The following is a 22806-nucleotide window of genomic DNA, read 5'->3' on the forward strand; positions in this document are numbered from 1 at the left end:
CGACTATGTCGCCCCCTGCTATCAGGAGCCTGCCATGACACGCCATACTCTACTTCGCACCAGCCTGCTTCGTAATGGACTGCGCCGCAGCCTGCTCGCCGCTGCCGTCGGCACCGCCGTTGCCGGCATGACGCTCTCCACCAGCGCCGTGGCCCAGGAGCGTGAGCTGCTCAACTCTTCCTACGATATCGCCCGTGAGCTTTTTTCGGCCATCAACCCTGAGTTCCAGGCCTGGTGGCAGGAAGAGCACGGCGAAGAGATCGGTATCAGCCAGTCTCACGGCGGCTCCTCGGCTCAGGCACGGGCCATTCTGCAAGGCCTGCGCGCCGATGTAGTGACCTATAACCAGGTCACCGACGTTCAAGCGCTGGCGGATGCAGGCCTGGTCGCGGAAGATTGGCAGCAGGCGTTCGACAACAATGCGTCACCCTACTATTCCACCACCGCGTTCCTGGTGCGCAAGGGCAACCCCAAGGGCATCGAGAGCTGGGACGACCTGGTACAGGAAGACGTCCGCATGGTCTTCCCGAACCCGAAAACCTCCGGCAATGGCCGCTACACCTATTTGGCCGCCTGGGGCTTCGCCGATCAGGCTTTCGACGGTGACGACGAGCAGATTCAGGACTTCATGCGCACCTTCCTGCGCAACGTCGCGGTATTTGACACCGGCGGTCGTGGTGCCACTACCAGCTTCATCGAACGCGGCATTGGCGATGTGCTGATCAGCTTCGAGTCCGAAGTCAACAATATCCGCACCGAATACGGCAGCGACGATTATGAAGTGATCGTGCCGCCGGTCAGCATCCTGGCCGAATTCCCGGTCGCCGTGGTCGGCCCTAACGCCGAGCGCAACGGCAATAGCGATCTGGCCCAGAGCTACCTTGAGTACCTCTATAGCGAAGAGGCTCAGCGCCTGCTGGCAGGCTTCAACTACCGTGTGCATAACGAGACCGTGGTGGCCGAGTTTGCCGACCAGTTCCCCGAGACCGAACTGCTTCAGGTCGAAGACGTGTTTGGTAGCTGGGAAGAAGCCATGGAAGCCCATTTCGAAGGCGGCGCACTGCTCGATCAACTGCAACGTCGTTAACGGAGCCCCATGAGCCAACTTGCATTCTGGCGATCCGGCAGCACACGCGTGCTGCCGGGTTTTGGCCTTTCCATGGGTATCAGCGTGCTGTTTATCTCGCTGGTACTGCTGCTGCCCATCACCGGGCTGTTTGGCCAACTGGCGGGGCTCAGCCTCAGCGAGTACTGGGCCATCATCACCGATGGCCGCGTGGTGGCCAGCTACACCGTGACCATTGGCGCTGCCGCCGTGGCCGCGCTGGTCAACGCCGTTTTCGGGCTGCTGCTGGCCTGGGTGCTGGTGCGCTACGAGTTCCCCGGCAAGCGTCTGCTGGATGCGCTGATGGACCTGCCCTTCGCCCTGCCCACGGCGGTGGCGGGCATTACCCTGGCCACCTTGTATGCCGGCAATGGCTGGATGGGCCGCCTGCTCGAACCGCTGGGCTTTCAGGTCGCCTATACCTGGGTCGGCATTGCCCTGGCCATGGCTTTCACCAGTATTCCTTTCGTGGTGCGCACCGTGCAGCCAGTACTCGAAGACCTGCCCGCCGAGATCGATGAAGCCGCCATGTCGCTGGGTGCTACCGACAGCGTGGCATTTCGCCGGGTGATCATGCCCCACCTGTGGCCAGCGCTGGTCACAGGTACGGGGCTGGCGTTCGTGCGCTCTCTGGGCGAGTTCGGGGCGATCATCTTCATCGCGGGCAACATGCCCTACGAAACGGAGATCACGGCATTGATGATCTTCGTTCGGCTTCAGGAGTACGACTACGCAGGCGCTTCGGCCATCGCCTCGGTGGTGCTGTTCGTGTCGCTGGCACTGCTGCTGGTCATCAACATCTGGCAGGGGCGCTTCGTGCGCCGCTTGCATGGAGGAAAAGGCTAATGCATCGCGTAGGGGATGCGCCGCTGGTGCGGCGCGTACTGATCGTCAGCGCCCTGCTGCTGTCGGCGCTGTTTCTGCTGCTGCCGCTGGTCGCCATTTTTGCTCAGGCCTTTTCTCAGGGCGTGGCGGTGTTCTGGGCCAACGTGACCAATACCTTCACCCTCCACGCCATCGGCCTGACGCTGGTCATCGCGCTGATGACCATTCCGGTCTGCCTGGTCTTTGGCGTCGCGCTGGCCTGGCTGGTGACCCGCTTCAGCTTCCCCGGCCGCCGCATTTTGCAAACCCTGATCGACATACCCTTTGCCGTTTCGCCAGTCGTGGCCGGTTTGATCTACCTGCTGCTCTACGGCCGCAATGGCTGGATCGGCAGCTGGCTGGACACCCATGACATCCAACTCATGTTTGCCTGGCCCGGCATTCTGATGGTCACCATCTTCGTCACCTGCCCCTTCGTCGCTCGGGAGCTGATTCCGTTGATGCAGGCCCAGGGCTCCCGCGAAGAAGAAGCCGCCGTGACCCTGGGCGCCTCAGGCTGGACCACGTTCTGGCGCGTGACACTACCCAACATCCGTTGGGCACTGCTGTACGGCATCATCCTCACCAATGCTCGCGCGGTAGGTGAATTCGGCGCGGTCTCCGTGGTCTCAGGGGCTATTCGCGGGCAGACCAACACGCTGCCCTTGCATCTCGAACAGCTCTATCAGGATTACAACGCCGTGGGGGCATTTGCCAGCGCGGCCTTGCTGGCGCTGATTGCCCTGTTAACCCTTGCGGCCAAGGCAGGCCTGGAATGGCGCGCATCGCGCCGGGAGGCACTCGTATGAGTATTCGCTTAGAGAATATTGCCAAGCATTTTGCCAACACCCAGGCCCTCGAACCCATCGACCTGGACATTCATGAGGGCGAGCTGGTCGGCTTGCTGGGCCCCTCCGGGTCGGGCAAGACGACCCTGCTGCGTATCATTGCAGGGCTGGAGAGCGCTGACCGCACGCCAACGCCCGGTAAAATTCTGTTTGGCGATCGCGATGTCACCCATGTGCACGTGCGTGACCGGCGCATCGGTTTTGTATTTCAGCACTATGCGCTGTTTCGCCATATGAGCGTCTACGACAACGTGGCCTTTGGCCTGACCGTGATGCCGCGCAAGCGTCGCCCCTCCAGCGGCGAGATTCGTGCACGAGTATTTCGGCTGCTGGAAATGGTTCAGCTCCAGCATTTGGCCAACCGCCTGCCTGCGCAGCTCTCGGGCGGCCAGCAGCAGCGTGTGTCGCTGGCCAGGGCACTGGCCGTAGAGCCCGACGTGCTGCTGCTGGACGAGCCCTTCGGCGCGCTGGACGCCAAGGTACGTCAGGACCTTCGCCGCTGGCTGCGTCGCCTTCATGATGAGCTGAACTTCACCAGCGTATTCGTGACCCACGACCAGGAGGAGGCGCTGGAGCTTTCGGATCGCGTCGTGGTGATGAGCAACGGCCGTATCGAACAGATCGACACGCCGGAAACTCTCTACCGCTCGCCGAAGAACCGCTTTGTGTTCGAATTCCTCGGTGACGTGAACCACCTGGAGGGCAGCGTGCAGCAAGGTGTGCTGACCTGCGGAGACGCGCGCCTGCAGGTAGACCTGCCAGACGGTGACGAAGAGCTGCTGTTGCGCCCCCACGAAGTGCGCCTGGCTGAAGCACCCAGCCCGGAAAGCCACCTGCCTGTCACGGTCACCGCGCTTTCCCCTGTGGGGGCCGAAGTACGGGTCGAGCTGGAGGCGGACTGGCTTGCCAAGCCCTGGCTGGCCACCGTGCGTCATGCCGACTTCGAACGGCTGAACCTGCAGCGCGGCCAGCGGCTGTTTGCACATCCGCGCCAGTGGCATCGCTTCAAGGAAGAGACCGCACCCCAGCCGCAGCCTAGCCGGGTCACGTAAGCCGCTGGCCTCGCCTGTCGCAGCAGGGCTATACTGTACCGACCCTGGACAGCAATGCCTTGTTACGACAGGCTTTTACTATCCAGGCAAGTGACTACCCAATCAGGTTACTATCCAAGCAAGTTACGCCCCAAACAAGTAGAGTGTGGAGAGTTGTATGCGTCGGCGTCATTTTTTACGTATTTCCGGTGCGCTGTTGGCCACCGCCCTGCTGGCCGGCTGCGCCAGCCCCCAGTTCCTGCAGCTGAACCCTTCCCGCACGGCCAACGTGCCGCAGGTAGGTTCCGGGCAGCAGGTGACCGTGGTGGCCGTGGATGCCCGCCCCAGTGAAGTCATTGGCACCCGGGCAGGCGGCAGCATGTCGACGGCGCAAATCACCGTCAACCGACATGAATTGATTCCGAAACTTCAGGCCGAAGCAGAGCGTGCGGTGCGCGACATGGGCTTCAATCCCACCCGGGAAACCGCCCAAGGCCGCCCCACTCTGACGCTGGAGCTCGCCAGTCTGGCCTACCTGCGGGGCGATAGCGGCCAGCCGCTCATTGACGAGGCCCGTATCGAGGGTGTCTTCCGCGCCATCGCGCAGCATCAGGGCACGACCTATACCGGCACCTATACATCACGCCGTACGCAGGGCTACGCCATCAAACCTGGTGAAGACAGCAATACCCGCATGCTGAACGACCTGTTGAGCGATGGTTTGAACCGCGCCTTCAGCGACCCGGAACTGGGCCGCCTGCTGGCGCGCTGATCTGTATCAACTCACACGCGAGGGCCGCGCCGCTCCAATGCCCAAAGGCTCTCGCGACGGCCACGCTCATCGACGGGCTCCGTAGAGAGCCGATCAACGCGAAAATTGGGCGCCAGCAGGCGCTCTATTTCGTGGTCGGGCACGTTGAAGGGCGGCCCTGCTTCGCCTTCCTGATGGGTCAGCGCGACGAGCAAACCCTTGGCACCAGGCGGTATCAGCTGTGCCAGGTGGAACGCATAGCGCTCACGAGTGGCGGGTGGCAGGGCAATCAACGCCGCCCGGTCATAGAAGGCCCCGACTTCGGCAGCCTGTTTGATATGCAGATGAAAGAAGTCCCCGCACCAAAGCTCGACACTCCCCTGACGAAACACCTCGAAACCTGACTGGCGGTAGCGTGAAACGCCATCTTCCCGCTGGGCCAGAAACTGCTCGATGGCTTCTGGGGCCAGCTCGACGCCCAGCACCGGATGACCCTGCTCGGCCAGCCAGCGCATGTCCAGGCTCTTGCCGCACAGCGGCACCAAGACCTTGGCGCCCTCCTCCACCCCCAGCTCGGGCCAGTATTGCGGCAGCGCGGCGTGCGTTGCCGCCAAATGAAAGCCAATGCGCCCTTCCTGCCAGCGCAACCGCCAGGGGTTGTCCATGGTACTTACCTCGTCAGGCCGTGATGGGTGATGACCAGCAAGACGCTTAGAACCAGCGGTCACGTTTCTTGCGGCGACGCGGCAGGTGCGGCACGACCAGCCCCACCAGCAGGCCTGCACCGGCCACACCCCCGCCGTACATGAAGTAGCGCATCAACAGGTCCTCTTCCTGGGTATCCAGGCGGGCCTGCAGCGCACGCACCTGGCGGCGAGCCTGCTCGGATTGGGCGTCCAGTTCGTGATTACGCGCTTCCAGCTCGGCAATGCGCTGCTCACGGACATCCAGGGTTTCCGTCATCGAAGAGACCCGCTGCTCCCAGGTATCGTTGATGCCGTCAAGCTCCTGGGTCAGCTCTTCCACCTGCGCCTGAAGCTCAGGCAACTGCTGACGAGCACTGGGCGTTTGCTGCAATTCGCTGCTCAGCACCCACACGGTATCGCCGCTGTTGCTGCGCACTCGGGTGTAGTTCCCGCTGGTTTCCAGTACGTCTACCTGCTCACCCGCATTCAGCGTTCCCACAATGCGATAGCCATCCGTGGGCCCACTGCGCACATAGGTGCTCAGCTCGTCACTGACCCAGGCTTGGCTATCGGATTGAGCAAACGCTGAATGGCCACTGGCACTCAACAGCACGCCCATGGCGGCGGCGTAACAATTCCTGCGAAATTTCTCTACTTGCATGACGTCATGTCCTGATCATAAAAACGCAGCTGACCGACGAAGCCAGCCTGCGTATCGCTATAGCGTTGCGCGTTCTTGGGCGCTTACCCTTCCCCCCTGGGCGGTAACGGGAAGGGACGAGGAAACTCTGCGACGCGAGCATCACTTTTCACTGCCTTCAAGGGGCCTTCACGCTCTACTTCGTCAATGCGCACAATGGCATTGAGCGGCAGGTAGCTGCGCTTGACGCCTTCGAAGGTACGCTGCAGTTTTTCCGCTCCTGGATCCACCACGACTCGCGACGCATCGTCAAAGACAAACTCCTCGACTTCAATAAAGCCCCAGAGTTCGCTCTGAAAGATCTCTCTTACGTATAAATCCCAAATTTCACCCTGCTGGTGAACCACCACACGGTAGATCGGCTTGGCCGCCATCTTGGCCTGTTCCTCTTGACGCTTGAACGTATCCAACAACGGGGTAGCCTACCACACTCACAGGGCAGCCCCTTAGCAGACATCATCAATGCCCACTAATTCCCTACCGCCCTTCAGTGGGTGCTAATTAGCCCCGGGTCGCTTGGGTCGTGTATGGTGAGGTGAGTGGTTGGCACGATCATTCATCTACCCAACAGGAGTCACCACCATGCAGAAGGATCCCAACAAGGGCTATATCGCCCTCCTCGGCTGGAGCCTCAATGCAATCGAAGCGGCCGAGCAATTCGACCGGCGCTACATCGTGGTTGCCCCCGACTGGGCAGAAGAGCACTGCCAGAAACACGACATCCCCTACGTTCCCTGGAACTTCGAGCGCCTCAACGATCGCTCCATGGAGATTGCCGAGACCCTCAAGGAAAAAGGCGTGGATGTCGCCATCCCGCTGTTCGAGGAGACCGTCGAATGGGCCGGTGCCATCAACTCCGTGCTGCTCGACAACCCCCGTCTTTACGGCCAGTCCCTGCTCCTGCGTGACAAGGCGCTGATGAAGCGGCGAGCCCAACTGGGCGGGATCCGCGTGGGCATTTTCGAAGAGGCCCACGACAGAGACGATGTCATCCGTTTTCTGAAGCGGGTCAACCAGACCCTGCTCAAGCTGGACGGCGACCCCAACGATCCAATCCACCTGAAGGCGTTCGACAAGGCGGGCTGCCTGGGGCACCGCGTCATCCGCACCCCGGACGAGGTGGATACCATTCCGGACGAAGAGTTTCCCGTGCTGATGGAGTCGCACCTCGATGGCTGGGAATTTGCCGTGGAAGCGTGGATTCACGACGGCAAGATCGCCTTCCTGAACATTTCGGAATACGTCACGCTGGGCTATTCGGTGTTCGTTCCCGCCTCGCCGGAGCTCGAGCAGTATCGCCAGCAGATCACCGCCCAGATCGAAAAACTGATCAAGGCCTTCGATATCGAGTTTGGCCTGATCCATCCGGAGTATTTCGTCACCAGCGATGGCGAGATGTACTTTGGTGAAGTCGCCTATCGTCCGCCAGGGTTCAAGGTGTTCGAACTCCTTGAGCGCGTCTATGGTTTCAACGCCTATCAAGCGTCGATGCTGGTCTTCGACCCCAAAGCCACGGCAGAAGAAGTGGCCGAGTTCTTTCCCAAGGAGATCGTCGATGCCAACGGGTTTGCGGGCTGCTTTGGCGTCTATCCACGCCGCCGCGTGGTCAGCCGCCTGGAGATACCCGAAGAGACCGAAGATCATGACTACTTCGAGTCCCATGAGCTGACCCCACCCGTCGAAGAGACCGTCACCAAGCGCACCGCGTTTGGCACCCACTGGGGGCTGGTCTATTTCAAGGGTGACGATGCTCATACGCTTCGCGATCTGCTCAAACGCCAGGAAGCACTCGACTTCTATGTTTAACTCTCCCCCTTGCCGGGATAAGGAGTCAGCGTGACCAATCAGCGTTCCACCCCTGAGGGGGAAGAAGGCAAACTCGATGGGCTGCTGAGCAAGTTCGATGAAGCCGTGGCGCTGCTTGCCCAGGCTCCCGCCGTCTCCAAGCTGGCCAAGCTACCCCGTGTGATGGACACCGCCAGGCGCATCCTGATGCTCAGCGGAGGCTGCGCAGCGCTGGAAGCACGCGCTGCCTGCTTCGAAGCCGCAGGCGTGTTTGCCGGCTCGGACTGGGACACACCGCAGTACCTGATCCCGACCCTGACGCCCTTTGCATTGAAAAGCGCCGATGCCAATGTGGTGGTGATCGAGACGCTGAGTGAACTGCGGCTGCTGGCGGTGGCCAAGGGAGGCTACGAGCATCCACAGGTATCGCCAGAACACGCCCATCACTACCTTACCCAGGTCATGGCCATCAACTTGGGCCTGCTGTTCAATGCCCCCAGCGAGGCCGAGCGCGAAACCCAAGGGCGGCTGGCGACCATTCCACGCCAGCTGTTTCAGCACCTGGCCGAGCGGGTCGGGCACGAGCACGTCATCGATCAACTGATCGATGAAATCTGGCGGATTCTCAAGCAGCGGCCCATCCAGGTCGACTCGATCAAGCAGATGATCACCCAGATCGCGCTGTGCCAGGCCAACCCGGAGATCGACTTGGGCGCCAGCGGCCAAGGCGCCGACCGGTTGGTCAGCTCGCTCTATGGGCCCACCCAAGCCTGCCGAGAAGACCCTGGCATCGAGATATACCAGGCACGCCTGGAGCGCATGGACCACGCGACGCTTCAAGCGGAGTCCACCGGTTTTGCACGCGCCATGCACGATACCGGCCTCGTATCGCCCTACCATGCCGTGCTGCTGCGCTTCCTGCTGGAAGAAGCCGACCAGCTGCTTTCCGAAGCGCTGGGGCTTTCGTCCACGGGGCGCGACTGCCTGCTGTGCTATCGCGAATTGGCGCACACCTTGATTCGCAGCGGCGTCTACCCTGCCACCGCCCAAGCCGTCTATGGTCTGGCGTTACTGCTGGAGCGCGGGATTCTCTATCAACCGCCGGTGGCTCCCGCCATGTGGCGGCAGCTTAGCCTGCCGCTCTCCGACTGGGCCATCTCGCGCTTGACGCTGGCGTATGGCGATACGGCATCACCCAGAGCACGCTTGATCGAGGGCGTGCTGTGCATGCTGGGGCTACCGCTGGGTGTGGGCCAAGGCAACAACCCTACCTGCCAATCGGCGCGAGCGCTGTCGATGTGGGCCTACAACGACCCGGACTACCTGCTCCAGATGGTGACCTGGGCCGCCCGAGACGATGAAATCATCATGCATTTCGAAGGCCAGCCCATCTCCTCCCAGGAGAGCGTGGCAGGCCTGGCCAGCGAACTGCCCCTCGACCTCGACCCTGTGTCATTGGTCGTCGTCCCGCACCTGGATCGCATTTATGCAGAAATGGGCCGACGCTGCATCGGCCGGGAAGGCGACCCGCACCGCTGGGTCAATCCTGAGTTTCACGGCTGGTGGTCTGGCCGTGGATTCAGTATCAATGTGGACGTGGCCACCGGGCAGCTGGATGACGTCGACACCTTCATTCGCCACTTCTACGCCAGCTATCACCCTTTCTACAACGGTAATCAGCCGCTGATCCACCCCCAGCCTGCCGGCATTGCGGTCACGGACAGCGCTGCGCGCTTCATCGGCTGGCACGCCATCACCATTTTGCGCGCCTCGCTCGACCCCAGCGATGTCATGCGCGTCTACTTCTACAACCCCAACAACGATAGCGGCCAGGACTGGGGAGACGGGCTCAAGGTCAGCACGGCTGGCAACGGCGAGCGCTTCGGTGAGGCGTCACTGCCCTTCGAGCAGTTTCTCTCACGGCTATACATCTACCACTACGACCCTCTGGAGAGCGGCAAACTGGCCACCGTCAGCGAGGAGGAGCTGGAGCGCGTCAAGGGCTATCTGCATCGTAGTTGGGGGGCCACGCGAATCCCACCCACCGAGCTGCAGGCAGAGCCAGGCACAACATGACATAATGCGCGGTCTTTCAAAGATCCTGATACCCCGCCATGATACGACTCGATCAACTGCTGGTCAGCCAGGCGCTGGCCAGCTCACGCACCCGCGCCCAGCGCCTCATCAAGAACGGGCGTGTCTTCTTGGCCGACGGCACCCCACTCACCAAGCCTTCCGAAAAGTGGCCCGCCGACACATCACTGCACGTCGAGGAAGACCCCGAGGAGCGCTACGCCTCCCGGGCAGGCCTTAAACTGGAGGGGGCGCTCTCCACGCTGGGTATGCGGCTGGAGGGCAAGGGGGTGCTGGATGTGGGCCAGTCCACCGGTGGTTTTACCGACTGTGCCCTACGCTACGGTGCCCGCCATGTGGTGGGTGTCGAGGTAGGCCATGACCAGTTGGCCGAAGCGCTGCGCCAGGACCCGCGGGTAGTGTGCCTGGAAGGCTTGAACGCACGCCACATGAGCACCTCGGCCGCCTTGCGGGAGGTACTGCAAGCATTTCCCATCGAGATGACCATCATGGACGTGTCGTTTATCTCCCAAACGCTGATCCTGCCGGAAATCGCCGCCCTGCTACCGGCCCAGGGCCAGCTTATCTCTCTGGTCAAACCGCAGTTCGAGCTGGAGCCCAGCGCGCTGGACAAGCGCGGCGTGGTGCGCGACCCAGCCCGCTACAGCGAGGTGGAGCACAAGATACGCATGGCCTGCCAGGCCTGCGGTTTGCGCATCGCCCACTGGCAGGAGAGCCCGATCACCGGCGGGGACGGCAATCGGGAATTTCTCATGCTGGCCTGCAAATAGACGCCTTAGCCCAGGTTTTCAGGAGGCAGCGGCTTGCGGGTCTGTACTTTCACCGACTCCCCCTGATCACGATGCAGCCAAACGTCCATCTGCTCGAAGGCCACCCGTACACCCGCTTCGCGGAACAGCTCATCCACCCGGCAGTTCACTTCGTCGGCCGCAAACAGTCGGTCCAGCAGGTCGTTGACGAAGATGCGCAGCTCGAAATTCAGGCTGTGCGGGCCATAGTTGAGGTAGAACACCTGAGGCTCCGGGTCCGCCAGCACGCGTGGGTTTTCATCGGCGGCCTGGCGCAGCAGCTGATGCACCAACGGCAAATCAGAGCCGTGCGCCACGCCATAGGTCAGCACCACCCGGGTGACATTGTCCGACAGCGACCAGTTGATCAACTGGTCGGTGACGAACGTCTTGTTGGGTATGATGATCTCCTTGCGATCGAAGTCGGTCACCGTGGTGGCACGGATGCGGATACGGCTGACGGTGCCATGCAGGTTGCCCAGCGTGATGGTGTCGCCAATCCGAATCGGGCGCTCGAACAGAATGATCAGGCCCGAGATGAAGTTGGCAAAGATCTCCTGCAAACCAAAACCCAGCCCCACGCTCAACGCGGCCACCAGCCACTGCAGCTTGTCCCAGGAGACCCCCAGGGTGGCCAGCGACATGACGACTCCCGTCCCCACGATGGTATAAGAGAGCAGCGAGCTGATGGCGTAGGCGCTGCCCTGTTTCAGGGCCAGCCGCGACAGCACCATGACTTCGAGCAACCCTGGCAGGTTGCGCGCCATGATGAAGGTGATGGCGACCACCAGCAAGGCCGTGAAAAAATCAGAGAGCGAAAGCGAATTGTCCACCAGGTCGCCTTCATCGGCATCCCACAGCGCCACCTGATCCAGATACCCCAACACCGCCAGCAGGTCCGACCAGACCAGATAAAGCAGCAGGCTGAACCCGATCAGCAGGATGAGCTTGGAGAGCCGCAGCGACTGGGTGTTGATCTTCTCCATGTCCAGGGGTGGCTCTTCGACCACTTCCAGCCCGCCCTCGGCCCCCTCCTGTACCTGGGCCCGCCGCCGCGCCAGGGCTCGGCGATACGCCAAGCGGCGAGCGGCCACTGCCAGGCTGCGAACCACCGTGGCTTCCACCACGACCCACAGCCCCAACAGGTAAAGCGTCATCGCAAAACGTGCTACCAGCCGCAGCGCCGTGTATTCATACCCCCAGGCCACCAGCCCCAGCATGACCAGCGGCACGCTGGCCATGGCCAGCCCCAGGACCAACCGGAACAGCCGAACCCCAAAAATCGGCACGTGAGCCAGAATCAGCTGCATCAACCACCACGCCATGGCCAACAGCCCCAGCATGAATAGCCCCATGGCTACCGGACGCATGGCCAGCGGGGTTTCCATCTGCTCTGACATGGCCGCGATCCCCACCACAGGCACCAGCGCTATGCCCAGGCCCCCCAGCAGTTGACGTAGCCGCGCATTGTAGGCAGGCGCCCAGGTAAAATGACGCTCTGCAACGCCATCGGGCACCAGCAGGCGGCGCCCCAGCGCGACCACACCCCAGCTCAGGCTCAATTGCAGCAAGGCCGGTGCCAGCCCCATCGCCAGGGCACCTTCTGCCGTCCGCAGGGCAACGCCCGCGCCCGCCAGCGCCAGCGGGCCTGGCAGCGCCAGCAGCGCATTCATCAGAACCGCTTTGGGCGTATGCAGCTGCGTATCACTCTTCAGACGACCTATTTGCGAGTGCAGCCGCGCCAGGGCGGCCTTGATACGAGAGCGCAGCCCCAGCAAGGTCAGGCTCAGCAGCAGTAGCGGCGCACCGACCAGCATGTCCCAGCCAAGGCCCTGCCAGCGGTTGGGCAGCACGGCTCGCCATTCGCCCTGCTGCCACTCCTGCTGCAGGTAATTGGGTAACTGGCGCACCCAGTTGAGGTCCAGCGGACGACTGTTGGCTACCCAGAAGAGCTGTTCATCGATGGTGGCGCGCAGGTCGTGGGTGGTGGTCAAGAGCTGTTGCTGGTTCAGCTGAAGCTCGATGGCGGCGCTCAACAGGCTGCCATAGGACTGCTCGAGCTGCTCCACCAGCTCACGGCGAGATTGATAAAGCCGCGTCAGGGAGTCCACCAGCCCAGGCGTCACCTCGACACCCGCTTCCTGCAGCCGCTGGGTGGCCAATCGCTCCCCCTGGCGCAGCTGATCACGTTGACGTATCAGATCGAACTGCTTGAGGCGCAAGTCGGCAATTTCATCCTGCAGGTCCCGGCGCGGCACGATTACCGGCAGCGATTGACGCTGCTCACGGAGTATCCGCGATAGCAGCTGGCTGCCGCGAATGGCTTCCAACTGCTCATTGAGACTACGCTGCAACTGGCGCACCAACTCCAATTGACGCTGGGCTTCGATATTCTCGCGCACGATGCTGTTGGCGCGGTCAGTGGCCCGCAGCAGCTCGAGACTCAAGGTCTGGTTCATCTGCTGGGCGCGCAGCACTACCGGATGCCCTTCGGCGATCAGCGGGTCATCCCGCGCGGCATCGGCAATCGCCTGTTCGGACTGCAAGCGCCGCTGACGATCGATGACCCCTTGCAGCAGGTTAAGCCGCTGCTCCTGATGATCGATCTGCAAAGCCAATAGCTCACGCCGCTGCTGAGCCAGCTCCCGCAGTCGGCTGTTGGCACTGAGCTCACGTTGATTGAGGGAGACTTCCTGCTCGGCCAGGGAGCGTTCCAGACGCCACTGAATCAGCTGCGCATCCTCGCGAGCCGAGAGCTGGCGGTCGGCCAACAGCGCTTCGCGGGTATCGTGCTCGCGGCGCAAGGTCTCGGCCCGCTGCAGAGCTTCGGAGATGGCCTGCTGGGCACGTTCGGGCAAGGTTTGCGCAGCCAACAGCTGTGAGTTGACCTCGGCCAACTGGCTCTGCAACTGCTGGAGCTCGATCACCGCGCTGCCCTGCTGCGCCTCCAAGGCTTCCAGCGGCATGTCGCTGAGGCTATCCACGGAGAGCTGTTGGCTCTCTTCCTCGGCTTCTCGCAGCTCTCGTTCGAGTTGCAGCAGCTGCTCAGGGGCCTGGCTGACACGCTGCTCCAGCGCCCGTTGGCGCTCTTCCAGCGCCGTGAGCCGCTCATAGGCTTGCAACGCGGCGCTCAGGGCCGCCTGCTCACGCTGCTGCGCGGCGGTAAGCTCCCCTTCCTGGGACTCGAGCGCAGCCAATCGCTCGTTCAGGGCGCTTTCAGAAGGCGCCCGCTCACCATCTTCTGCCCACCCCATGGGCGACACGCACAACAACACGACACACAGCAATATTCCTAGCGCGCCGCTCACCGCCTTCATGGCATTCTTCACCACGTATAGAAGCCTCATTGACTGGTCGACCCGTATCATCGGGCAAGGCATCATTGTCAATCGTAAGGCCCGGCGGCGCAATCCAGCCCGGCACGAGAATATTGGCAGTTGACTTACCTCATCCGCCTGTATAGAACGTCGCTAACATTTATCTACTTTTCATTGCGAGCCATATCAATGGTTATCCGACCCCTGATGTTCACAGGCCTGCTGGTTGCCTTGGCCACGCAGTCGGCCATGGCCGAGACGCGTGACGATATCGAAGCGCGTATTCGCGCCTTGAATACCGAGCTCTATCAGCTCCGCCAGCAGCTGCAGCAAATTGACGCACCCGAGGCTGCCGCCCAGGGTATTCCACCGACGCCGCTGCCGGAAGAAGTGGCCCTGGAGGACCTGTCCGAACGCCGCCAGCTGGAACAGCAGTCGTCGCGGAACCCATTCTCCATCACGACGCATCGCACCAATTACCTGTTTCCGGTGAGCTACAACACCAATCAGGACTCCAACAACTTTCGTGAAGTGACCGATGCTTCAGGCCCCAACAACAACGAAGTGAAGTTTCAGTTCAGTGCCAAGTTCAACCTGGCCGAAGACGTGTTTGGCGACATTGGCGACGTCTATTTCGCCTATACCCAGCGAAGCTGGTGGCAGGCCTATAACACTGATGCCTCTTCCCCTTTCCGGGAAACCAACTACGAGCCCGAGGTGTTCATCGATTTCGATAACGCCTGGAGCGCCTTGGGCTGGGTGAATACGCGCAATCGTATCGCCTTCAACCATCAATCCAATGGCCGCTCGGACCCGCTGTCACGGAGCTGGAACCGCGTCTATCTGGAAAGCACGCTGCAGCGCGGCGACTGGGCACTGACCCTGGCACCCCACTGGCGCGTGCCGGAGTCCGACGGTGACGACGACAACCCGGATATCGAGCGTTACATGGGGTATGGGGATATTCGTCTGGCCAAGCGCCTGGACAACAATCACGAAGTCGCCGGACAGCTGCGTGGCAATCCTAGCCCCGGCAACCTGGGTACTCAGATCGATTACAGCTGGCCAGCCTTCAATGGGGTGCGAGCACACGTACAGTATTATTACGGGTACGGCGAAAGCATGATCGATTACGACAACCGCGTGCATCGCCTGAGTCTTGGCTTCAGCCTCAACCCGCTGTTCAGCGCCACGGGCCTGAACCGCTGATGCGGAACCACTAAACTTTGGGGTTGTCTATGGAGTGACGGCTGCTATGCTGAAGCTGTCACTCATTCATTCGTCAAAGGAAGACATCATGGCTAAACGTAACACAGACGCCTCCGCACGTGCCGACCAGCTGAAAGAAGACCTGCGCCATCTCAGCGAGACGGTCGAAGAGCTGATGAACGCCACATCGAAAGATGCCAGCGGTGAAATGCGCGACCTGCGTGAGCGTGCCGAACGTCGTTTGAAGGATACTCGTGCCCGCCTGGAAGCCCGCGGCGAGCGCATCTATGAAGACACCCGCGAGTCACTGGCTCAGCAAGCCGATTGCTGCGACCGCTATGTACATGAGAACCCCTGGACCAGCATCGGTATCGGTGCCGCAGCTGGCCTGGTGGTAGGTATGCTGCTCGGTCGTCGCTAATGGCATTGGGGCCAACCCAACGCGTCTTTTCTGCCGCCAAACGCTTGTTGAGGTCACTGTTAGCCAACGGTGAAACCCGCCTGCGTTTGGCGGTGTTGGAATTGGAGGAAGAGCGCGCTCGTTTATTGGTACTACTGTTGTTGGCTGGCGCTAGCCTGCTGCTACTGCTGCTGGGTGTGGCCACGCTGACGGCGCTGGTAGTCGTTCTGTTCTGGGACACCTATCGGCTGACGGCCATTGGCGTGAGTGCTGGCGTACTGATGGCACTCAGCCTGCTGCTGGCAGTGATTGCCATACGTCAGGCAAAGCGGCACTCGCTGCTCAAGGAAACCTTGAAACAGCTGGCAGCCGATCGCGCCCTGCTGGAGGCCAATGATGAAGAACTCACCGACCGTCGACGTTAAGACCACAGACAAGCCGTTGAGTCGCCAGCAGCGCAAGGCAGCACTGCTGGCCGAGCTGGAACAGCAGCGTATCGATATACTGGTGAGCAGTGATACGTTGCAACGCACTTCCGCGCCGCTCGACCGGCACTGGCGAAGCCTGCGCTTACCGCTGTACGTCGTGGGCGGGCTCGCTGCCGTGCGGCTGGTTCGCCATCCTGGTGGCGCCATGGCCGTCGGCAAACGCGCATTGGCAGGCTATATGCTGCTTCGCAAGCTGAAACTGCTGGCCAAAGTCGCCAGCTGACGAGGCGTTTGCCTGTTCAGAGCCGCCGGATGCCTTGCATCAGGCGGCTTTTTCAATGGTGATCAACACGCCTGGCCACAGGCGACGCCACTCGCCCAGGCCCACTGAAAGTTGTAACCACCCAACTGGCCCGTGACATCCAGCACTTCGCCAATGAAACGCAGCTGGGGTAAGCCTCGCACTTCAAAATTCTTCGACGAAATGGCCTCGGTACTGATCCCGCCCATGGTCACCTCAGCCGTACGCCAACCCTCTGTGCCCGCCGGTTTCACCTGCCACTCATTGAGGTACTGTGCCCAGCAGTCGATCGCCTCGTTGCTGTACTGTGCCAATGGCATGGCGGTGGCGTGCTCGGGGTACCACTCCACTATCGCCTGTGCCAGACGTTTGGGAAACCGCTCGCCCAGCCAGGTAGACAGCATGCGCTTGGGAGTTTGCTCACGCGCATGACGCAGCGAAGCCGCCACCTCCTCACCCGGCAATAAATCAATCGTAATGGCGCTACCGGGCTGCCAGACGCTCGAAATCTGGAGCATCGCCGGCCCCGACAGCCCCCGATGGGTAAACAGCATGGGCTCATTGAAGCGCCCTTGACCACAGCTGACCGATACCGGCACGCTGAGCCCTGACAGCGTTTCGGCACGCGCTTTCCAGACATCACTGAGCGTGAAAGGCACCAGCCCAGGCCGAGTAGGCAACACTTCAAGTCCAAATTGACGGGCGAGATCGTAACCGAAGCCCGAAGCCCCCATGGTGGGAATGGAGAGCCCCCCCGTGGCCACTACCAACACACCACAGCTGATGGTGCCCATCGAGGTAGTCAACAGCATCCCCTCGCCCAGGCGCTCCACCTTGGAAATGGACGTCTTCAATGCCAGTTCGACACCGGCCCATTCACATTCGGTCAGCAGGACTCTCACGATCTCCTTGGCGGAGTCGGCACAAAAGAGTTGCCCCGGCGCTTTTTCCACATACTCGACGCCATGGCGCTCCACCAGAGATACAAAATGTTCTGGACGGTAACGTTTCAACGCAGAAATGCAAAAATAAGGATTTTCCGAATAAAAATGGCTTGGTGAGGCATCAAGGTTGGTAAAGTTACAGCGGCCTCCTCCCGACATGAGGATTTTCTTGCCCGGTTTATTGGCATGGTCAACCACCAGCACGCGCCGCCCTGCATAACCTGCTTGAGCCGCACACATCAACCCGGCGGCACCTGCGCCAATGACGACGACGTCGTAAACCATCTTGGAAGCCCTACATGAAAAGCTGACTATCTTAGCAGCAGTGAGGCTGCTCATCACTCTACAAATCCAAAATAGATGTACATATAATGTACAACAAATATCTTTTCATCCCGCTATCTTACCGTTTGCCCTTATCACGGCAGTCGATTTCAGGATAATGCAGGTCACCTCTGTTTACGTTGAGACGCCAATGCTTGTTTACAAACGCCTCTTCTGCTGTCTGCTGCTGGCCGCCTTGCCGCCATACGCCATAGCGCAAACCCCGCCACCCGTGATCGGTCACTACGCCACGGCCACCGCCTGGTCCGACCCATTAGAAGCCCTGGGCACCCTGCGTGCTGACGAGAGCGTCACGCTGTCAGCCACCGTGACCGATACCATTGCCGAAATCACCTTCGAAGATGGTGCCCAGGTCGAACAGGGCGAGCTGCTGATACGCCTTGAAGATGCCGAGGAGCAGGCGCTGCTGAGGGCAGCACGGGCGATCACCGATGAGCGCCGTAACGCGGTGGGCAGAACGTCTCAACTTCAGGAACGCAACTTGGCCCCCCGCGCCGAACTGGAAGATACCCAAGCGCGGTTGAGGCAGGCAGAAGCCGATGTCCAGGCGTTAGAGGCACGCCTGGCCAACTATCAGGTAGTGGCACCGTTCAGTGGTCGCGTCGGCTTTCGTAATGTCAGCGCTGGTGCACTGGTGACCCCGGGCATGGAGCTGGTGACCCTCGACAAGCTGGATGTCATGAAACTGGATTTTACCGTACCGGAGGTGTTTCTGGGCCGCCTGTCGGCAGGGCTGGCGCTGAGCGCGACCACCGCCGCCTATCCGGATGATGTCTTCCGCGGTGAAATCGCCAGTATTGGTACCCGTATCGACCCGGTGTCTCGCAGTATCAGTGTGCGGGCCGAGCTGGCCAACCCAGAGCTGCGCCTGCGCCCCGGCATGTTGATGGAGGTCGTCGTGCAGCAACGCGTGCGCAATACGTTGGTACTGCCTGAAGCCGCTATCGAGCCGAGCGGCAATCGCCATTTCGTGATGGTCATTCACGAGGAGGAAGGAGAGCATCGCCTGGAGCGCCGAGAGGTCGCCTTGGGTGAGCGTCGCAGTGGCGAAGTGGAAGTGCTCGAAGGCGTGGCAGATGGCGAGCTGGTGGCAGTACACGGTCTGCAGCTGGCACGAGATGGCCAGCAGGTACGTTTACTGGGCATCACCGATGAAGAGACCAGCATCCGTACCCTGCTGGAGGCTGACCGCTGATGCGCTTATCCGACATCTCCGTACAGCGTCCGGTGCTGGCCATGGTCATCGCCGCGCTGATCGTGGCCTTCGGCCTGCTGGCGCTGAATCGCCTGCCGCTGCAGGAGTACCCCACGGTCGACCCACCGGTCGTCAGCATCGATACACGTTACCCCGGTGCTTCGGCCAGCGTGGTCGAAACCCGCATTACCCAGGTGCTGGAAGATCGTATCGCCGGGGTAGAAGGGATCGAGCTGATTACCTCCCAGAGCGAAGATGGACGATCACGCATCCAGATCGAGTTTGCCATCAGCATGGATATCGACGCGGCGGCCAACGATGTGCGCGACCGTATATCGGGTGCCTTGCGCAACCTACCCGATGATGCCGACAACCCTGAAGTCACCAAGGCCGACAGCAGCGATGAAATCGTCATCTGGCTGAGTCTCTCAGGGGCGGACTACTCGATCACCGAGCTCACCGACTACGCCAACCGTTTTCTGGTAGATAGCCTGTCGGTGCAGCCGGGGGTAGCCAGGGTGCGCGTGGGCGGTGGCCGCGACTATGCCATGCGTGTCTGGCTGGACCGCAACGCGCTGGCAGCACGAGGCCTCACCGTGGGTGATATCGAGGATGCCCTGCGCGCCGAAAACGTCGAGCTGCCCGCCGGCTCCATCGAGTCCGATGATCGCCAGTTCATCGTACGGCTGCCGCGCAACTTCGCCACCGCCGATGACTTTCAGCGGTTGGCGGTTACCCAGGGCAGCAACGGGCACCTGATTCGTCTGGCCGATGTGGCCCGAGTGGAAGTGGGCTCGGTAGAAGACCGTTCGGTGTTTCGTGCCAACGGCGTGCCCATGGTGGGGCTAGGCATGATCATGCAGTCCACCGCCAACGTGGTGGAGCTTTCCGAAGCGGTGCAGCAGGAGCTGGAGCGCTTGCAAGGCACCCTGCCCGAGGGCATGTCATTGACGCTCAACTACGACGCCTCGGTGTTCGTGTCGGGTGCCATCGACCAGGTGGTCATGACGCTGTTCATCGCCATGGGCCTGGTAGTCATCGTGATTTTCCTGTTCCTGGGCAACCTGCGAACGACCATCGTGCCTGCCGTGACCGTCCCCATCGCCGTGATTGGCGCCTTCACCGCGCTGGCTGCCATGAATTTCTCGATCAACCTGTTGACGCTGCTGGCACTGGTACTGGCCATTGGCCTGATCGTCGATGACGCCATCGTGGTGTTGGAAAACATCAACCGCCGCATGCACGATTACGGTGAAACGCCGCTGGTGGCGGCCTTCCGCGGCACTCGACAGATCGCTTTTGCGGTCATTGCCACGACCCTCGTGCTGGTAGCCGTATTCGTGCCCCTGAGTATGCTGCAGGGCGATATCGGCAGACTGTTTTCCGAGTTTGCACTGACCATGGCCGCCGCGGTGGTCATCTCCACGCTGCTGGCCCTGACCCTGACCCCCATGATGGCTTCCAAGATCCTCAAGCCGGGGATGCACGATAGTCGCATTGGCCAAGGGGTTCAGTGGCTGCTGGACGGTGCTCGGAAACGTTACCAGCGTGCGCTGGAAGTCGTGCTGGCATTCAAATGGGTAGTGGTGGCCTTGTTTGCGCTTCTGGTGGCGGGCACTGCCTGGCTGGCCTCGGCACTGCCCAGCGAGTACACCCCTCAAGAAGACCGGGGCAACTTCATCGTGCTGGTCAACGGGCCCGAAGGCGCCACCTTCGATTACATGATGGATTACATGGATGAAATCGAAGCACGCCTGACACCCTTCGTCGATAGCGGTGAGCTGGAGCGCGTGGTAGTAAGGGCTCCACGGGGGTTCGGCAATATCGAAAACTTCAACAGCGGCTTCATCATCGTCAACATGGCCGACTGGGGCAGCCGCCGCAGCGCCTGGGAGATCATGGCAGACGTGCGTCAAACTCTGGGGTCCCTGCCTGGAGTCCAGGCCTTCCCGGTCATGCGCCAGGGGTTTGGTCAACGCACCCAGAAACCGGTCCAGTTCGTGTTGGGGGGTGGCACTTACGAGGAGCTGGCCAGCTGGCGGGATACGCTGGTCAACCATATTCGCGAGCACAACCCGCGCCTGACCGCCGTAGAGAGCAACTACAACGAAACCCAGCCGCAGCTCAGGGTCGACATCAACTACGAACGAGCCGCCGCGCTGGGGGTCACCGTCACGGAAATAGGCCGTACGCTGGAGGTGCTGCTCGGTGGGCGCAACGTGACCCGTTACGTGGATGACGGCGAAGAGTACGATGTGATTCTGGAAGGCGACCGTGGCCGCCAGAAGAGCCCGCGAGCGCTGGACAACATCCAGGTACGCTCCGCGCGGTCCGGTGAACTGATTCCACTGGCCAGCCTGGTGACGCTCTCTGACTTCGCGGGTGCCAGCACGCTCAACCGCTTCGACCGCGTGCGCGCCATTACCATCGAGGCCAACCTGGCCGATGGCTACCCCCTGGGTGAAGCGCTGGCCTATCTGCAAGACACCGCGAATACCATCCTGCCTGAAGAAGTGCAGACCAATCTGGCAGGCCCCTCTCGAGACTTCCAGCAGGCCAGCGGGGCGACGACCTTTCTGCTGGTGCTTGGCGCCGTGGTGGTATTCCTGGTGCTTGCCGCCCAGTTCGAGAGCCTGGTTCACCCCTTCGTGATCATGCTGACGGTGCCGCTGGCCATGAGCGGTGCCCTGCTGGCCCTGCTGCTGACCGGCCAGTCATTGAATATCTACAGTCAGGTGGGGCTGGTGCTGCTGATAGGATTGGCGGCCAAGAATGGCATACTGATCGTCGAGTTCGCCAACCAGCTGCGCGATGAGGGCCAAGCCTTTCGTTCGGCCCTGATCGAAGCATCGGTCACCCGCCTGCGGCCCATTCTGATGACGGCAGTCACCACCATGGCCGGGGCGATCCCGTTGATCATCTCCAGCGGCCCTGGCGCAGAGTCTCGCCTGGTGATTGGCACGGTGATCATGGCGGGGGTAGGCGCGGCCACGGTGTTTACGCTGTTCGTGGTACCCGTGGCCTACGATTTGCTGGCACGCTACTCAGGCTCCCCTGGCGCCGTGAAGCGACAGCTGGAAGAAGAAATTGCCAATGCGCCGGAGCCCGACCACGAACCGCTGGCTACGCCCGATCGCTAAGCAACCTCTTCTACCGAGCAGACAGACAACCAGGGCGCCAAAAGGCGCCCTGGTTGTTAAAGAGTGCTGTTGAAGACTGCGCTTGATGATCGCTAACGCACTGTACGCGATTACTCGCAGTCGCCGATGCGCTCGCCTTCGATCACGGTGTTCATGGTCAATTCGCCCATGGGTGACTGGGTGAAGATGTCCACACTGCCTTCGATACGCTCACCCATGAAGCGCATTTCACCGTCGATATTGGCTTCGCCGCCTTCAGCACGACATACCATGCTGTAGGAGAGGCCATCAGCATTCATATCCTGGTCAAGCAGTTCGCAGCCCTCTTCTTCTTCGATGAAGCCAAACTCTGCGCCATTCAGCTCTTCTTGAGTGATGCACTGACGTTCGGTTTCGGTCTGATCGGGAATCTGCATGTCACCGCTGATACTGGTTACGCTGACGAACTCCCATTCGCCAGGCGTCACGTTCGGTGTTTCCGCCAGAGCGACCATCGGGAAGGCCAATAAGGCCGCTACTGCCATGTGACGTTTCATCATCGTTTTTTCTCACTAGGTTAATTGGGCAAACCCGCTCATATCCTACCTGATTCGTTCCGCTTGTGCCCGCCCCAGGCAGGGCTGTTACACTGGATATCCTTTTTTCACCTGGCAGGGCAACCGCCATGCATGACGACGCGCTGGTTCCTCACGACTTTTATTGCCCTTACTGCGACACGCCGCTGACCTTCGTGATCGACACATCTCAGGGCAGCCATGATACCTGGGAAGACTGCCATCAGTGTTGCGCGCCGATACGACTGCAGGTGGTGGTATCACCTTTCACAGGCGAACTCGACGCCGTCATCACCGGCCGTGACGACGACGTCTTGTGAG

The 22806-nt window shown here is 61.2% G+C and carries 21 protein-coding genes; 15 read left to right on the forward strand and 6 right to left on the reverse strand.

Translation table 11 applies throughout. The features are described 5' to 3' along the window. The first annotated feature begins 34 nt into the window (after nt 1-34). The 5 genes from cysP (at nt 35) to RVM26_RS08925 (ending at nt 4620) form a co-directional block, all read left to right on the forward strand. Nucleotides 35-1087, forward strand: a complete 1053-nt coding sequence (gene cysP, locus RVM26_RS08905; protein WP_052196450.1) for a thiosulfate ABC transporter substrate-binding protein CysP — start codon at nt 35-37, stop codon at nt 1085-1087. Nucleotides 1088-1096: 9 nt separating this feature from the next. Further along, the gene (cysT, locus tag RVM26_RS08910) at nt 1097-1951 is read left to right on the forward strand and encodes a sulfate ABC transporter permease subunit CysT (protein ID WP_016914399.1); all 855 of its coding nucleotides are present in this window, start codon (nt 1097-1099) and stop codon (nt 1949-1951) included. Further along, entirely contained in the window at nt 1951-2778 is an 828-nt protein-coding gene (cysW, locus tag RVM26_RS08915; RefSeq protein ID WP_016914400.1) for a sulfate ABC transporter permease subunit CysW, read from the forward strand. Before cysT ends, cysW begins: the two co-directional genes overlap by 1 nt. Then, entirely contained in the window at nt 2775-3869 is a 1095-nt protein-coding gene (locus tag RVM26_RS08920; protein ID WP_096922664.1) for a sulfate/molybdate ABC transporter ATP-binding protein, read from the forward strand. Before cysW ends, RVM26_RS08920 begins: the two co-directional genes overlap by 4 nt. Nucleotides 3870-4026: 157 nt before the next feature. Then, nucleotides 4027-4620: a YajG family lipoprotein gene (locus RVM26_RS08925; RefSeq protein WP_016914402.1), complete on the forward strand. Its 594-nt coding sequence runs from the start codon at nt 4027-4029 to the stop codon at nt 4618-4620. A gap of 11 nt (nt 4621-4631) precedes the next feature. Here the strand turns inward: RVM26_RS08925 and RVM26_RS08930 are convergent, their stop codons facing one another. The 3 genes from RVM26_RS08930 to RVM26_RS08940 form a co-directional block, all read right to left on the reverse strand. After that, a complete protein-coding gene (locus RVM26_RS08930; RefSeq protein WP_498941676.1) occupies nt 4632-5264 on the reverse strand; it encodes a class I SAM-dependent methyltransferase in 633 nt (210 codons plus the stop codon). A gap of 46 nt (nt 5265-5310) precedes the next feature. Continuing rightward, nucleotides 5311-5946, reverse strand: a complete 636-nt coding sequence (locus RVM26_RS08935; RefSeq protein WP_039181012.1) for a TIGR04211 family SH3 domain-containing protein — start codon at nt 5944-5946, stop codon at nt 5311-5313. An 83-nt stretch (nt 5947-6029) separates the two neighbouring features. Then, nucleotides 6030-6359 carry a DUF1820 family protein gene (locus tag RVM26_RS08940; protein ID WP_009100748.1) on the reverse strand — a complete coding sequence of 110 codons (330 nt, stop codon included), beginning with the start codon at nt 6357-6359 and terminating at the stop codon, nt 6030-6032. Nucleotides 6360-6567: 208 nt separating this feature from the next. Here RVM26_RS08940 and RVM26_RS08945 point away from each other — a divergent pair, with 208 nt between their 5' ends. Genes RVM26_RS08945 through RVM26_RS08955 form a run of 3 tightly spaced genes read left to right on the forward strand, consistent with a single transcriptional unit; the run spans nt 6568 to nt 10634 of the window. Next, complete coding sequence (locus RVM26_RS08945) at nt 6568-7791, forward strand: ATP-grasp domain-containing protein (RefSeq protein ID WP_144983771.1); 1224 nt, start codon at nt 6568-6570, stop codon at nt 7789-7791. 30 nt (nt 7792-7821) lie between these two features. Further along, nucleotides 7822-9846, forward strand: a complete 2025-nt coding sequence (locus RVM26_RS08950; protein WP_096922660.1) for a hypothetical protein — start codon at nt 7822-7824, stop codon at nt 9844-9846. Nucleotides 9847-9884: 38 nt separating this feature from the next. After that, entirely contained in the window at nt 9885-10634 is a 750-nt protein-coding gene (locus tag RVM26_RS08955) for a TlyA family RNA methyltransferase (protein WP_096922659.1), read from the forward strand. A gap of 5 nt (nt 10635-10639) precedes the next feature. On the opposite strand, the gene mscK is transcribed toward RVM26_RS08955, so the two are convergent. Continuing rightward, complete coding sequence (gene mscK / locus RVM26_RS08960) at nt 10640-13984, reverse strand: mechanosensitive channel MscK (RefSeq protein ID WP_096922658.1); 3345 nt, start codon at nt 13982-13984, stop codon at nt 10640-10642. A gap of 174 nt (nt 13985-14158) precedes the next feature. Between mscK and RVM26_RS08965 the strand changes: the two genes are divergently transcribed. From RVM26_RS08965 to RVM26_RS08980, 4 genes are all read left to right on the forward strand, one after another. Further along, entirely contained in the window at nt 14159-15178 is a 1020-nt protein-coding gene (locus tag RVM26_RS08965; RefSeq protein ID WP_096922657.1) for a phospholipase A, read from the forward strand. A gap of 88 nt (nt 15179-15266) precedes the next feature. Next, complete coding sequence (locus RVM26_RS08970; RefSeq protein ID WP_016914410.1) at nt 15267-15599, forward strand: ElaB/YgaM/YqjD family protein; 333 nt, start codon at nt 15267-15269, stop codon at nt 15597-15599. Beyond that, nucleotides 15599-16003 (forward strand): phage holin family protein, encoded by a 405-nt coding sequence (locus RVM26_RS08975; RefSeq protein ID WP_016914411.1) that lies wholly within the window; start codon nt 15599-15601, stop codon nt 16001-16003. Before RVM26_RS08970 ends, RVM26_RS08975 begins: the two co-directional genes overlap by 1 nt. After that, a complete protein-coding gene (locus RVM26_RS08980) occupies nt 15975-16289 on the forward strand; it encodes a YqjK-like family protein (protein WP_096922656.1) in 315 nt (104 codons plus the stop codon). Before RVM26_RS08975 ends, RVM26_RS08980 begins: the two co-directional genes overlap by 29 nt. 62 nt (nt 16290-16351) lie before the next feature. Here the strand turns inward: RVM26_RS08980 and RVM26_RS08985 are convergent, their stop codons facing one another. Then, the gene (locus tag RVM26_RS08985) at nt 16352-17536 is read right to left on the reverse strand and encodes a BaiN/RdsA family NAD(P)/FAD-dependent oxidoreductase (protein WP_498941677.1); all 1185 of its coding nucleotides are present in this window, start codon (nt 17534-17536) and stop codon (nt 16352-16354) included. Nucleotides 17537-17726: 190 nt separating this feature from the next. Between RVM26_RS08985 and RVM26_RS08990 the strand changes: the two genes are divergently transcribed. Together RVM26_RS08990 and RVM26_RS08995 are read left to right on the forward strand one after the other, a co-directional pair. Beyond that, a complete protein-coding gene (locus RVM26_RS08990; protein ID WP_498941678.1) occupies nt 17727-18791 on the forward strand; it encodes an efflux RND transporter periplasmic adaptor subunit in 1065 nt (354 codons plus the stop codon). Then, nucleotides 18791-21931: an efflux RND transporter permease subunit gene (locus RVM26_RS08995; RefSeq protein ID WP_498941679.1), complete on the forward strand. Its 3141-nt coding sequence runs from the start codon at nt 18791-18793 to the stop codon at nt 21929-21931. The genes RVM26_RS08990 and RVM26_RS08995 overlap by 1 nt, the downstream gene beginning before the upstream one ends. Before the next feature lie 110 nt (nt 21932-22041). Here RVM26_RS08995 and RVM26_RS09000 read toward each other — a convergent pair whose 3' ends face one another. Then, nucleotides 22042-22470 (reverse strand): DUF3617 domain-containing protein, encoded by a 429-nt coding sequence (locus RVM26_RS09000; protein ID WP_498941680.1) that lies wholly within the window; start codon nt 22468-22470, stop codon nt 22042-22044. Between the two features lie 125 nt (nt 22471-22595). Here RVM26_RS09000 and RVM26_RS09005 point away from each other — a divergent pair, with 125 nt between their 5' ends. Continuing rightward, nucleotides 22596-22805, forward strand: coding sequence for a zinc ribbon domain-containing protein (locus tag RVM26_RS09005; protein WP_039181041.1), 210 nt, complete (start codon nt 22596-22598; stop codon nt 22803-22805). Nucleotide 22806: the final 1 nt, after the last annotated feature.

It is taken from the genome of Halomonas sp. KM072, assembly GCF_050710315.1.
Taxonomy (GTDB): domain Bacteria; phylum Pseudomonadota; class Gammaproteobacteria; order Pseudomonadales; family Halomonadaceae; genus Vreelandella; species Vreelandella hamiltonii.